This window comes from Dyadobacter alkalitolerans DSM 23607 (assembly GCF_000428845.1).
GTDB classification, from domain to species: domain Bacteria; phylum Bacteroidota; class Bacteroidia; order Cytophagales; family Spirosomataceae; genus Dyadobacter; species Dyadobacter alkalitolerans.
On record NZ_AUAS01000018.1, the window covers coordinates 87238 to 99698 of the forward strand.

The 12461-nt window shown below is 43.6% G+C and carries 20 protein-coding genes; 13 read left to right on the top strand and 7 right to left on the bottom strand.

Translation table 11 applies throughout. The annotated features are described in order from the left end of the window. Window positions 1-5 precede the first annotated feature (5 nt). Together G395_RS0124195 and G395_RS0124200 are read left to right on the top strand one after the other, a co-directional pair. A complete protein-coding gene (locus tag G395_RS0124195) occupies window positions 6-758 on the top strand; it encodes a LytR/AlgR family response regulator transcription factor (RefSeq protein WP_026632429.1) in 753 nt (250 codons plus the stop codon). A 313-nt stretch (window positions 759-1071) separates the two neighbouring features. Continuing rightward, window positions 1072-2346, top strand: coding sequence for a hypothetical protein (locus tag G395_RS0124200; RefSeq protein WP_051350350.1), 1275 nt, complete (start codon window positions 1072-1074; stop codon window positions 2344-2346). Window positions 2347-2352: 6 nt separating this feature from the next. On the opposite strand, the gene G395_RS30200 is transcribed toward G395_RS0124200, so the two are convergent. Both G395_RS30200 and G395_RS0124210 read right to left on the bottom strand, forming a co-directional pair. Next, window positions 2353-3198 (bottom strand): glycosyltransferase family 92 protein, encoded by an 846-nt coding sequence (locus G395_RS30200; protein WP_051350351.1) that lies wholly within the window; start codon window positions 3196-3198, stop codon window positions 2353-2355. Window positions 3199-3262: 64 nt separating this feature from the next. Further along, entirely contained in the window at window positions 3263-3700 is a 438-nt protein-coding gene (locus G395_RS0124210; protein WP_229204281.1) for an EthD family reductase, read from the bottom strand. Window positions 3701-3776: 76 nt separating this feature from the next. On the opposite strand from G395_RS0124210, the gene G395_RS30205 reads away from it, so the two are divergent. From G395_RS30205 to G395_RS0124245, 8 genes are all read left to right on the top strand, one after another. Beyond that, a complete protein-coding gene (locus G395_RS30205; protein ID WP_157486798.1) occupies window positions 3777-4259 on the top strand; it encodes a hypothetical protein in 483 nt (160 codons plus the stop codon). After that, on the top strand, window positions 4249-4809 hold the full coding sequence (locus G395_RS32255; protein WP_157486799.1) for a DUF8464 domain-containing protein: 561 nt from the start codon (window positions 4249-4251) through the stop codon (window positions 4807-4809). The genes G395_RS30205 and G395_RS32255 overlap by 11 nt, the downstream gene beginning before the upstream one ends. A gap of 111 nt (window positions 4810-4920) precedes the next feature. Beyond that, a complete protein-coding gene (locus G395_RS0124225) occupies window positions 4921-5112 on the top strand; it encodes a plasmid mobilization protein (RefSeq protein ID WP_026632433.1) in 192 nt (63 codons plus the stop codon). 38 nt (window positions 5113-5150) lie between these two features. Then, window positions 5151-5282, top strand: coding sequence for a plasmid mobilization relaxosome protein MobC (gene mobC, locus G395_RS31800; RefSeq protein ID WP_084439809.1), 132 nt, complete (start codon window positions 5151-5153; stop codon window positions 5280-5282). Beyond that, window positions 5272-5496, top strand: coding sequence for a hypothetical protein (locus G395_RS31290; protein WP_051350352.1), 225 nt, complete (start codon window positions 5272-5274; stop codon window positions 5494-5496). Before mobC ends, G395_RS31290 begins: the two co-directional genes overlap by 11 nt. Before the next feature lie 4 nt (window positions 5497-5500). Then, window positions 5501-6178: a relaxase/mobilization nuclease domain-containing protein gene (locus G395_RS31295; RefSeq protein ID WP_229204282.1), complete on the top strand. Its 678-nt coding sequence runs from the start codon at window positions 5501-5503 to the stop codon at window positions 6176-6178. 10 nt (window positions 6179-6188) lie between these two features. After that, on the top strand, window positions 6189-6368 hold the full coding sequence (locus G395_RS0124240; RefSeq protein WP_026632434.1) for a hypothetical protein: 180 nt from the start codon (window positions 6189-6191) through the stop codon (window positions 6366-6368). Between the two features lie 113 nt (window positions 6369-6481). Beyond that, on the top strand, window positions 6482-6784 hold the full coding sequence (locus tag G395_RS0124245; protein ID WP_026632435.1) for a hypothetical protein: 303 nt from the start codon (window positions 6482-6484) through the stop codon (window positions 6782-6784). Between the two features lie 952 nt (window positions 6785-7736). Here G395_RS0124245 and G395_RS0124260 read toward each other — a convergent pair. Then, the gene (locus G395_RS0124260) at window positions 7737-8507 is read right to left on the bottom strand and encodes an NIPSNAP family protein (RefSeq protein ID WP_026632436.1); all 771 of its coding nucleotides are present in this window, start codon (window positions 8505-8507) and stop codon (window positions 7737-7739) included. A 1070-nt stretch (window positions 8508-9577) separates the two neighbouring features. On the opposite strand from G395_RS0124260, the gene G395_RS0124275 reads away from it, so the two are divergent. Then, window positions 9578-9976, top strand: a complete 399-nt coding sequence (locus tag G395_RS0124275; RefSeq protein ID WP_026632437.1) for a VOC family protein — start codon at window positions 9578-9580, stop codon at window positions 9974-9976. Next, a complete protein-coding gene (locus G395_RS0124280; RefSeq protein WP_026632438.1) occupies window positions 9973-10401 on the top strand; it encodes a hypothetical protein in 429 nt (142 codons plus the stop codon). Before G395_RS0124275 ends, G395_RS0124280 begins: the two co-directional genes overlap by 4 nt. Window positions 10402-10519: 118 nt before the next feature. Here G395_RS0124280 and G395_RS0124285 read toward each other — a convergent pair whose 3' ends face one another. The 3 genes from G395_RS0124285 to trpF form a co-directional block, all read right to left on the bottom strand. Next, window positions 10520-10852 (bottom strand): hypothetical protein, encoded by a 333-nt coding sequence (locus tag G395_RS0124285; RefSeq protein ID WP_035361959.1) that lies wholly within the window; start codon window positions 10850-10852, stop codon window positions 10520-10522. 16 nt (window positions 10853-10868) lie between these two features. Then, window positions 10869-11042 carry a hypothetical protein gene (locus G395_RS32565; RefSeq protein WP_157486800.1) on the bottom strand — a complete coding sequence of 58 codons (174 nt, stop codon included), beginning with the start codon at window positions 11040-11042 and terminating at the stop codon, window positions 10869-10871. A 332-nt stretch (window positions 11043-11374) separates the two neighbouring features. Further along, the gene (trpF, locus tag G395_RS0124290; protein ID WP_229204283.1) at window positions 11375-11587 is read right to left on the bottom strand and encodes a phosphoribosylanthranilate isomerase; all 213 of its coding nucleotides are present in this window, start codon (window positions 11585-11587) and stop codon (window positions 11375-11377) included. Here trpF and G395_RS31805 point away from each other — a divergent pair. Beyond that, entirely contained in the window at window positions 11546-11956 is a 411-nt protein-coding gene (locus G395_RS31805) for a GNAT family N-acetyltransferase (RefSeq protein ID WP_084439815.1), read from the top strand. The two genes, trpF and G395_RS31805, sit on opposite strands and share 42 nt — an antisense overlap. Before the next feature lie 174 nt (window positions 11957-12130). Here G395_RS31805 and G395_RS0124300 read toward each other — a convergent pair. Further along, a partial coding sequence (locus tag G395_RS0124300) for an integrase core domain-containing protein (RefSeq protein WP_026632173.1) occupies window positions 12131-12461 on the bottom strand: 331 nt, incomplete at its 5' end.

A 12461-nucleotide genomic window follows, 5' to 3' on the forward strand; every position in this document is an offset into this window, starting at 1 on the left:
AGAAAATGATTAAAGCGCTGATTATTGACGACGAACCCAAAGCACGCACTGTGCTTAAATATTATATTGAAAGTTTTGTTGAGGAGATCACGGAAGTCAGGCAAGCGGAGTCCGTGGACCAGGCACTCGAAATCCTGCGGTATTTCACTCCCGGGATCGTATTTCTGGATGTGGAAATGCCCAAGCGTAATGGTTTTGATTTTTTGCGTGCACTGGTAAACCCGTCATTCGAGGTCATCTTCACAACTGCTTACAATCAGTATGCGGTTCAGGCGATCCGGTTTAGTGCACTGGATTATCTGCTCAAACCCGTAGACCCCGACGAGCTCAGGTATGCGGTAGACAGATATCTGAAAATGCAGATGCCCGATGCCAAAAGCAACCTGATCTTATATGATAACCTCGTTCAGAATATTGGTAAAAGCGAAACCAAAGATTTCCGGCTTGCCATTCCATCAAAGGACGGCGTGCTGTTTCTGACATTGGAACAAATCATACGCATGCAGGGAGATGGTAATTATACATTTATCCACACCACCCACAAAAAGCCCATTGTCACCAGCAAAACACTGAAATACTTTGATGAAATGCTGGAAGAATTCGGTTTTATCCGCACCCACAAATCACATTTGGTAAACCCCAGACACATTTCCCAGATGAGCCATGACCACGGATACATTGTGGTAAGCGACGGCACCGAGGTGGAAATATCCCGCAGGAAGAAAGTGGAAGTGGTCAGATTATTGAAACTCAGATAATGTCAACGACATTTATTCTTCGCTATGTTTGCAAGTGGATTAATGCGGCTTCATGACCGTTAATTTTTTCATTCCCACCGGAGGCTGGTTGGTTTTTCATCGTTGCATGTGCGTTGCTATATTCAGGCAGTTTTGATGACTAATTAAACGGTTTAGGTGTTCAGTCCGAATGTTGGGAATCCCGGCATTCGGCTTTTTTTAGTTTACCAGGCACGACGTATATTTGCTAAATGTTAGCCAGTCAATTGTGAATAAGTATAGCAAGAATAGTCTTCTAATAGGATTTTCTACCCTAGCTCTAATCATCCCTCGCTTGTATTATGTGGAACGGTTTGCCGTTTCATTGCCATTTTGGGATCAATGGGATGCTGAATGGCTTGGCTTACTTAAACCGTGGATCGAGGGAAAATTACAATTTCAGGACCTCTTCATTGCACACAATGAACATCGCATCCTGCCTACGCGCATCATGACCTTGTTCACTTTCTGGCTGACCGGATCCTGGAACAACATTGTCGAAGCACGTTTTAATATTCTGTTTGGTGCGTCAACGCCCTTACTTTTTATCTGGACCCTCGCCCGGACCGAAAAAATAACCGGATTAAAATGGCTGATCATTGCCGTTATCATTGCAGGCGGATCACTTCCTTTTTCGTGGGAAAATTTCCTGATTGGTTTCCAGAGCCAGTTTTACTTTGTTAACCTATTTACACTCGCATCACTGATTATTGCCGCCCATTTTCACAATAGAAGCTGGTCCGTCTGGGTGATCTTATTTTTGAGCCTGATCAGCATTTTAACATTGGCCTCGGGCCTGTTAACGCCTCTTGCTGTAATCGCTGTTTATCTCGCACGGGCTTACTTTCAACGCTTATTAAGTGCAAAGACAGCCTTATTAATGATCATTCTGTTTGCAATGGCAGTTTCGGCTTACTTCACAATGCCCCGTGTTGAAGGACATTATATTTTACATGCCACCACGTTTTCAGAGTTCATATCCACGATGCTTCGCCTTATGGGCTGGCCTTTGCGCGGCAGCAAATTGTTTATTGGTGTCATGTGGCTGCCGGGCTTATTTTTTGTCTCCCGCATGCTTTTCCTGCGCAAACAGATAGGCAAAACCGACTTGTTAATGTTTGGCTGCCTCGCATGGACCGCCATGCAAATCGTCGCACTCGCTTACGGCCGCGGGCACGATTCCATACATATGCCGCCACGCTATGCAGAAGTCCTCTTGCTGGGTCTGGCGGCGAACAGCTGGTTTGTGTTAAGGCTTACGAGTATACAGGGCAAGCCCGTGGTCAGAAAGGCCGTTTGGGGTGTAGCAGCAGCATTTTTCGTAGCCGTATTTTTCAGCTACATCCAACGGTCCGTATTGGATTTCAGAGTGTTGAAGGAAGAACGTGCAAGGCGATTGACCCAAACAGAAAATGTCCGCAATTATCTGGCTACAAAGGATTTTTCTACAATAAATAAGCCGGGTTTTCAAATCCCTTATCCTGATCCGAAAAGGTTGCAAATGATCCTTAATGACTCTACTTTGCAAGAAGTCCTGGTTATCGGGAATAAGGTCCCACCTAAAAAATAGGGCTTATCAATTCACGCTGTTATTTAATTTTTCCAGGACTTTCAATATCGTGGTATCCTCAATTACGTTCGCCTGGATATCGTGGTTGTGAAATTCTTCCAGTTTCCGCTTACGCTTGGTATCGCTGATTCCTCTTTCAACCTTTTCATGGTATTCCTCCAATGAGCGGCAGTAGTAATGATTGAGCTGGATTTTATCCACGCTTACATCCGCAGTCGCGCCATCAATGGCAGTGTTGTGCTCATTAACACAAAAATATCCGGGTTTATAATGAAAGCAGTGCGACTTATAGGCCGATTTCACAAATCGGGGCTGCACAATGCTTTTAATATGCCTATTGGGCGGGAAAGTAACATCCGAGCGTTTTGTAAAATTCTCCAGCTGTGGTCCACCCGGCTTTTGAACATGTCCATTGGAGCCGAAAATCAGCCAGGAAACCCCTAACCCACCGTAATTTTCATAGTCTTTCAAAAATTCCGGCAGGTTTGAACTTGCTGTTTTTGGGACAATAAATTCGTCAATATCAATGAAGCCGATCCAGGTGGAAGAACCGCCGAATCTGTCGAGACAATGCTGGTATGCCTTAACATGTTTGTTTTTTCCCGGCATATCAATCACCGTAACATCAGCCGGAGCATTAATGGCTGCTAATGCAGTACGAATCGGCACTTTACTACCATTGTCATAGATATAAAAATGCTGGACACCAATTTTGCGATGATACCCGATCCACTCTTCCAGATAGTTGTTTTCGTCCTTAACGATACAACAAAGGGACAAATCATATTGATGAGCCTGCGGATGCTGATCGGCTCCCCGAAATTTTGAAATCAGTTTTTTTATTGAAAACATAAAGGACTTGAACACAGTAATGCTTCAAATTTATACATTATCAATGAAGCCGCACGCGCTTAAACTATTTAACCACCTCACTGACCAGAATGACCGGGCTGATATTGGTATATTTTGGAAAATCCGCACGAATGGCGTCTCTATTAGGACCGATCGCAGCCTGGTAGTCGCTCAGGCTTTTTACATAAAACGTACCGATAGCCATGAAAGGCAATGGCTGGTTGGGAATGCCGCTCGCGATGCCTTTCTCAATCGTGTATTTTACCAAATTTGAGCCTAAAAACCCTGCAACCATCGGCATGTGCTTGATTTCATAATAGTCCATATCAAAGGTTTTGCCTTCCGCATAAGGATACATCACGCATACTTTGGTCAGACCTTTCTCCGCCACAGCCGTGCTTGGCTTTTCCTGTGCAAAAGCGGTGAAACAAATTGAATTGCTGCAAGCGGACGAGCGGATTGGGACGGCGATCACATACAAGTGTGCCTTGAAAAGCCTCAAAAGCTTCTATCCTAGAAGAAATTACCTTTAGAAAGCATTACCGTAAAGTTCCTTCAAAACTATGAGCGGTAGATGCTTGACAACAATAACAGTTTTGACTACGGTTGGCTTCTATCTTTGGAATCTTTGTGCGATTATAAATTCGCTGATTGATAACAACAAGCAACAAATGGATGAATATCCATTCGGGCCGAGGAAATACGTCATACCCGCCAAGGAGATTTCCATTGTAGAACTCCTGCAAAACTGCAACATCCATCCGCAATACGTCCGGGGTCAGGACTATTGGTACCTCTCTCCATTGCGCGAGGAGAAGACACCTTCCTTTACTGAACCTATATTACGAGCACGGAAGCGGCCAAGGAGGCGATATCATCGACTTGGCCGTCAGCTATTCCAATGCGATACGAAAGTATTGCTGGAAAAACTTGGGTCCGGACATTTTTTGTTTCACCCGCAACAGCTTACTGTAAGGGCTGCACATATAGACCGGACCGTTACGTCTGACAAGCAAGCAAACAGCGATCCAGATATCGGGCATAAAGAATTTGGGAAGTAACCTCGCTATCAGCCAGTATCTGCAAAATCGGGGCATTGACCTCTCTCTTGCCAGGCCTTACTGCAAGGAGGTTTACTACCAGGTTGGAGACAAGAGCTACTATGCCGCAGGGTTTGAAAACCGCTCAGGTGGCTACGAGCTCAGAAGCCCACACTTCAAGGGCTCATTGTCTCCAAAAGACATTACCCATATTAATAGCGGGCACAAGTCAGTGTGTGTATTGGAAGGCTTTATGGATTTCCTTTCCCTTTTAACACTGCGAAAACAGATGCCGGTCCGCAGTGACTTTCTGGTGCTAAACTCAGTCAGCCTGGCAAAGCGAAGTCTGGATATTCCCCAAGATTACCGTATCGCTTTCATTTATCGGGACCGGGACGAAGTAGGAAAAAGGCTACTGGAAAAATATCAGACTTCGGGACTAAACTGTGTGGACGCTTCGGACATTTATCGAAACTACAAGGATCTAAATGAGCTAGTGGCAAATAAATCGGCTGAAAAACAGATCAAAAAGCAGCAGAATTTCAAAAAGTCTGGCGGGCTGCATTTATAAAAGTCATCAGAGAGCGAGTTTGTGTTTTCGCTTCGCAAAAACCCTTCCCGCTCCCGCGTGACTAAAACTTGCCTTTTTCTCCGGTTGGTCGCAAAAGGTTTGACACAGATAATGGAATGTGAGATAGAAAAGACAGAAATTAAAGACCCAAAGCCCTATAACCGGAAAGGCGGCAGGCCACATAAAAAAGTAAAACGGCAGAGCCAGCTCATGGTCAGGCTGACAGAAAACGAGCGTTTTTTAATCGGAGACAAGGCAAAGGATGTAGGGATGAAACCAAGTGCCTGGCTGCGGCAAGGTTAAAACCTGATGATCTCAGGCGTCTGAAAACAGTGACTGGCATGGCCAACAACCTAAATCAGGTCACGCACCTTGCCCATAAGGAAGGATTGATATTCATCCGGCAATCCTGCCAAGAGCTGCTTTTGCAAATCGATTCGATCCTGAAAAAGCTTGGCAGAGATGATCGGTAAAGTAACAATTGGCAGCAGCTTCGGCCGTGTGGTCCGGTATGCAATGGAAAAGCAGGAAGCGAGTCTACTGCTAGCCGAAGGTGTGAGAAAGGGTCAAGTGCACTCCATGATCGATGACTTCAACATGCAAAGGAAACTGAACCCTGACCTTAAAAGGAGTCGGGCATATTTCACTCAGTTGGAGCAAGCAGGACGCAGCCCTGCTAACACCTGAGATTATGAAGCAGCGTGCACTGGAGTACATGGAAAAGATGAAGATTACCGGTTCGCAGTTTATCCTGGTCGAGCACCGGGATAAAAATCGTCCGCATCTCCATATTATTTATAACCGGGTGAATAACGAGGGCAAAACCATTTCAGACCGGTTTCAAAAAGAGCGGAACCACAAGGTCTGCAAGGAAATCACCCTCAAATACGGCTATCATTTGGGTAAGGGAAAACAGCAGGTTACCCGGCAGCATCTTAAAGGTGCAGACAAAGTCAGATATGAATTGTTTGATGCAATCAAATCAGCAAGCGCGACCGCTGCGAGATGGAATGAGTTGAGCGCCAAGCTGGCAAGGCAAGGCATCCAAACCATCTTCAACTGTAAATCGGGCACTAGTGAAATCTTCGCTAAAGGTGATCTGCAATTTAAAGGGTCTAAGATAGACTGGAGTCTGAGCTTTGGCAAACTGGATGCCTTGATCCGGCAGAATCAGAAGCAAGCAATGATGCAAAACTTTCGAACGCAGCATGTTTGTCAGACTGATTTGCCCGGACCAACATTTCCCCACATTGCAGTTGCACGGCAAACGCAGAACGATCAGGTCCTTGACGACCTTTTCAGGCCAGCCCAGCAGTTTGACCAGCCAATGAGAAATACGACAAAAAGAAAAAACGTAAGAAATACTTAGGACAAAGCTTATGAAAAAGATAGAAGAACAACTCGAATCGATTGAAGAAGTGCTTTCGCTTGTGATAAGGAAAAATGCATCAATCGAAAACCTAATTCAAACTGCGGCTCAGTCGCAAAACAAAACGCTTGCTGATACCTTGATTGATATAAAAAGGGATTTAAAGCAATTTGCATCAAGCCGGATTTAGAGCCGTATTTTTCTGAAATCAAGCGAGCTATTGAAAGTGTCCCAAAAATATCAGAAGTCCGACACCACCATCACTTCGACCTTCGCTCGAAAGGCCTTATTATCTCGGTAGCGGTGCTTTTGCTCACAAAGGCCATAAGTGTTGCAGTTGCCATCAGCAGTTACCGGGAAAGCAGCCGTTTGCAGGAAAGCGATCTCAAATTCTGGATTGCCAGGCAGCTCAGTCCAGGTTTGACCGCAGAGGTTGATAGTATTTACTATAAAGATCCCGACCTAGCGGAACTCGAAACGCAGAAGCGCGAGGCGCATAGGCTAACGGTGCAAGAAGCAGAAGAGATGTTAATGCAGCGTCAAATCGAGACAAAGGAGGCGCATGATCTTCTTAAAAGCTTAAAAGGCAATGAAGATTCCTGCTGATCAAAGCAACATCACCAAGAGTACACTTGATGATTACTTCGGCTGAAAAAGGTAGGATCAAAAAATTCACTAGGAAAATATTTAATGATGTGGATATTTTGAGCCCCGACTTGGCCATATTGCGTCATGTAGTGTAACTTTAGAATTAAGTTACACAAAACTTTAGAAGTTATATTGTTTTAAACCTTTCGTTTGCACGATCACCAAATTTTCTCTCGTTACTCGAAAACAAGCTTTAAACTTTCATCGTGTATTTCGCCATTGAAGGTTTTATGGCCAGGGAATCATCCCTGAATCTGCCGAATTCGCTTTCTTACAATATTCGAAAGGACGCCTCCGGTAAGTTTGTATCACAATTGAATGCCAAATAACCGGAACTTGTCTATTCAGTTCATCTTTCTTCATTCATATTGTTACTCATCAAAATTTCTAATCATGAGTTTTTATATCCAAAATCGCAATCGTTGCAGGACTTGGCCTGGTTACCATGCATGCTCAGACTCAATCAACAGAAAGTAATAACGGTCCCAAACCGGTATCAGGCTTGGCGCAGGGTTCGGTCTAATTACGCCCATTAGAATCAAGGGACTTTTACAATGGTGGCTACGGGCTCCATGTACAGGCAGACCTACCTTTGTACAATGATTTTCTCCGACTGTAAGCAGCGGCTTTGAAAACATTTACGCAAGGGAGGATGCCAGTGAAAAACCAATCGTTGGGGATATTAAACGTATACCTGTCAAGGTAGACCTGATGTACTTTCCTGTAAACCAATTTTATGTGCAAGGCGATGCGAGATTTTTTTCGCTTCTCCCCAATAAATTCGATTTTCAAAAGTGGGAAAACAACGCGATTGATTAAATCGCATTAGGCAATTAAACAGAAAAAGAGCTTCCGATGATTCGAAGCTCTTTTTCTGTTAAGAAATTTTAGTGATTATTGCATAATCGTATTATATCTCAGAATAAGCTACCGGATGAAGTAGGTAAATGTCTGCTCTTAAAAAATTATGTGCATATTCTGGGAGGGCATTTAGTTTTACCCAATCCGAATCAGCAGTAAATGCTTTCCAGTGCGCATCGCGTTCTGCTTTACTTTCGAAAGAAGTCATATAGACCAGGCTGGGCACTTTGCTGCCGGCTTTTACTTTTCCGCAAAACACCGTATTAAAACCAAGGCGCTTGAAAATGGCCAGTTCGCCATTGTTAAACTGGCTGATTTTATTATCATGCAGTTTTTCACTAGCCGCTTCATATCTTCGTAATTCATAAATCCTTTCACTTGCATCCGATTTCAGAGCTGGCACTTGAAGCACTGGCATTCCCGCAATAGCCTCCATAAAAATGGATTCAATGTTCTTAAAAACCGGATTATCAAAGCTCGTGTTGAGATAGTCTTCACCCGCAGCCAAATACCTCTTATCATCTGCCATCTTATCCGATAAGGTTAAAAACTGGTCTGCCGACTTAAATGGGATCAAGACGTAGATCAGTGAATCAGCATCGCTGGCAGGTGTAAAAACACCGACCTTGCCAATGCCTGCACGGTGAAGTGCCGGCAGGTACGCCTGTTTTAAGTAGGCTTCCAGGCGGTCGCGCTGATTGCTATCTTTCAGATGATAGATTTTCAGCTGATAAAGCTCTCGTTTCCTTGCAAAGCCTGAGGCTTGGCTTAATGATAGGGTTATTAATAACAGGCCTGCAAAAAATACGGATAATCTCATTGATGAACATCGTTTTAGTTATTTATTCTATTCTTCTAACTTTAATATTTCTCAACCAAACTTCTGTCCGTGATGTTGAACATAATGAGGCCATTGGTTGATTTAGCAAATTTAGGATTGTTCTTGAATTTACTGTTGCTGATCAACTTATTTAGTTCTGGTGAATCAATCTGATATTCAACAACTTTACTAGTTATGATAACAGTGAATGCTCAAATAGGTTCAACATGTCAAGTTGATGAAAGAATGATTATACCTTGAGACTCATATTTTCAAAAATCCTAACTAACATAATGCAAGTTATGGAAATGGGTCACCGTAAGTTAAGCAGACATGTTGCCTTCAAATCATGTATTTTAGCAAGTTCAAGTCATCATTAGAGAAGGTGATATATCCGTCTTTGGGTAAGTTCTGGCTCGTAATCACATAGTACGCTTTGTCATGATGCGGAAACTCAAAACTGGAATTTTTGACCCAGTTATACGTTTTGCTGACAAGGATCACTGTGTCAACACTCGTTACGAATTCATTGTAACCATAGTCTTCGCCTTCTTTCTGGGCAATGCTTAGAAAGTTCAGGTCATCTCGGGTTTTGCAATCTTAGGGCGTAACGCCAATGTGATTTTTAAAACCAATAGTTCCGGATTAAGCACCGGAGCAGTCACTTCGCTAAGTGAATAACGCTATGCATAATTTGAGAACAGGCAATCAATCTGATCTTCCAGCCCGGAATAGCGCACTTTTCCTAGTTTGTCCGCATTCGCAGCAGCGCCAGGCGAAGTTATCTTACGGAGAGGAAGACTTTGTGTGATTGTACGGAGGCATGTTTTTTATAAAAATCCTTAAACAAATGGAGAATGACATGGCCAAATTAGAAGTTTGGGCAAATATGCCCGTTAAAGACAGTTTCCAGGAGAATTTTACTATAATGTTGAGAATCTTTCTATAATTGCTGGTGACCAACTGGCAATCTGTTATTCATTTAATAATGTGAGAGGAATGCGGGCTAGTGGTGATGAGATCGATATGCGTTGGCGGTCCACTGTTTGCTTTAAGAAAACAGGCACCCAATGGATATAACCTTGTTTGCTGACAATTTGCAGGAAGCTAGAAAGTGGTATTCCAACTTTCTAGAAGTTGAACCTTATTACTTATTCCCAAACGGTGACAATCCTGCTTACATCGAATTTCGTTTAGGGGATTTCGAGCATGAGTTGGGTATTATCGATAAGAAATTTCATCCAACATCTGCTACAGATCAACCAGGAGGCGTTGTGGCATTTTGGCATGTGGAAAATGTGGAATCGGTCTTTGCTAAGCTAATCGCTCAAGGTGCGAAGGAGTATGAAAAGATTACTGCTAGGGAGGATGGGTTTGTAACAGCGTCTGTCGTTGACCCTTTCGGTAACATACTTGGGATCATGTATAATCCGCATTATTTAAAAATATTAGACTCGCTGAAAAAATGAGGTCGGTAGCTGAAAAGATGGGAGTTCGTCCGAATTCAAAAGCACTTTTTGTCAATGCTCCTAAGGTAGTGATCCAATCGCTTGACTTACCAGATGTTGAATTCAGCGAGCAGTTGACAGGTGGGTTTGATTACATTCATTTATTTGTAACACGGCAGGTTGATCAGGAAGATCTCTTTCCTAAATTAAAATCCAAACTCAAATCCGACGGAATGCTTTGGGTATCCTGGCCCAAAGGCGGGCAACTGGATACCGACTTGTCGTTACCGAAAGTGATCAAAATTGGTTATGACTTTGGACTTGTTGAAAGCACTTGTTTAAGTATTGATTCAGTGTGGTCCGGCCTCAAATTCACACATCCAAAAAAAGGGAAGGTCTATAATAATAGCCATGCGCAATTAAAATCGCGAACAACAGAAAGGTAACACCGATCGTAAGAAGGCTCAGCCTTTAAAATGTTGACAGGTATAGTTTTGCCGGCTATTTTGCGGATCAGTGGGGTTCATGGCACCTGCTGGTAGAATTGGTGGCAAAAAAATTGAATCAACCCAGAAAAGGATGCTCAAGCCGCAACGTTGCAGTATCAACTTTTCCAGAAGATGCGCCAGCTACGCGCTGGTCCCAGTAAGCCATCATCACATCGTTTTCCAGGTCTTTGAGGTAGTAGCGGTAACACATCGCACAATCCCCGGGGCCGCCATGTACGAAGAGCACAATTTTATTAGGCTGGCTGTTCCCTTTGACCCAAATAGGCATATTAGCGCCTTTGTGGCGCAGAAACAAAGTAGCGTCCTCACGCGGATACGCATCCTTGTCCTGGCAGGAGAATAGCCAGATCATCGAGCATATCAACAGTAGTTTTGTAAGTGATTTCATCCTTTTCTCAGTGGTATCAATGTTCCTGCTTCCAAAGCGAAACGTATGAGGTTAGAAGTGTTGTAAGGCCGTAGTGCGTGAGGGTTTTACCAAAATATGCTAGTCGCATGGACTGGGCATGGGCCATACGGGAGGTTGTAAGCAAGAGCACGATCCAGAAGGCCCGCATTGTTTGTTTGAGGTTAATCATTTCTGACAATCAGTGTTATACGTTTTACTCACTGTAATATCAAACTCCTGCTAAATGAAGAGCTTGTGCATTCTGTTGTCGTCTGACAGGGAAGCACACCCATCATCAGGCCCGCGCAGACGAGTGTTTCTTTTGAATTCATGGCTAAATATGGTTTTGGTATTATTGCATCTGGGAGTGCAGTGCAGCAATTCTCCATTGCTGCTGCATTTTCGATGGGACAAAGTTGGTAAATGGGTCTATGTGGAAAAATTGTAAAACATTTCAAGTGTATAGTTAGGCCGGTGAAATGTTAGTATTGTTAATTGAAATGGTGAGTTAAAAGAAAAACCTTACTCGTTGTTCACGATTGCATTAAAGAAGTCTTCTAGTTTTTCAGGGTCAAGTTTTCCTCCTGTACGAACGCTGCTGCAAAGGTCAAGTCCGAATGGCTGAACTGTTTCAATAGCTTGCCTTACGTTGTCCTTGTTTATTCCGCCAGCAAGAAATAAGGGGATTCCTGCATCAACGACTACGATCCGGATCAGCGCAATGCCTGGAGGCAAGGAACTGAAAACGTTGAGCGCTGGACGGCTGCAATCCGGACCCAATATTTTATTGTCGCCGAAGTGGACGGAAATGTAGCCGGTTTCAGGTCATTAAAAGACTGCTCTTACATCGACTTTATGTACACAGATAAAAATTATTTCCGTCAAGGCATCGCGCAAGCCATCTATGATAGATTAGAAGACAAGGCCACTAAAAGGGGTGCAAAGATCTTAACCTCTGACGTAAGTAAAACCGCAAGGTCATTCTTCGAAAAGCAAGGTTTCGTACTGGCAGTTGCGAACCGAAACTTCATACGCGGGGTTTGGATTACAAATTTCCGAATGAGTAAGGAGCTTCCTATCTACTCCGTACAAAACGAAGGTTAAAGTCAGTTCCACCTGGTCCGCAGTAGTTAACTTTTATCCGCACCTGACCACCGATGGTGATAGCGGGTATTCTTCATTGTCCATTAAAATTACAGCGGTAGGTTGGGGGATAGGTGACGTGGTTCCGTTTTGGTTTACACTTTTGCGGGTTAGTAAAATTAAAAGTCTCATTTCTCATCCAGTTTGCCGATAGTATTCAGCCTCGAAGGCAGCCGGATTCAGATAGTTTAAAGAGGAATGCAACCTTCGTGTATTATAGTATCCGTCAATGTATTCAAATAGGACGGTCTTTAATTTTTCTAGGCTTTCATATCCACCTTTCGGCATATTCAGCTCTGCCTTTAGCCTGCTCCAAAACGACTCGGCCCACGCATTGTCGTACGGATCATCGGCCCGGGACATGCTCTGTTTTAGCTTAAAAGTCTTAATCAGTTTTTTCATTTTGTGCGACAGATATTGGCCCCCTCGATCCGAATGTACAATCATACCTGGCTTTACCCTACGT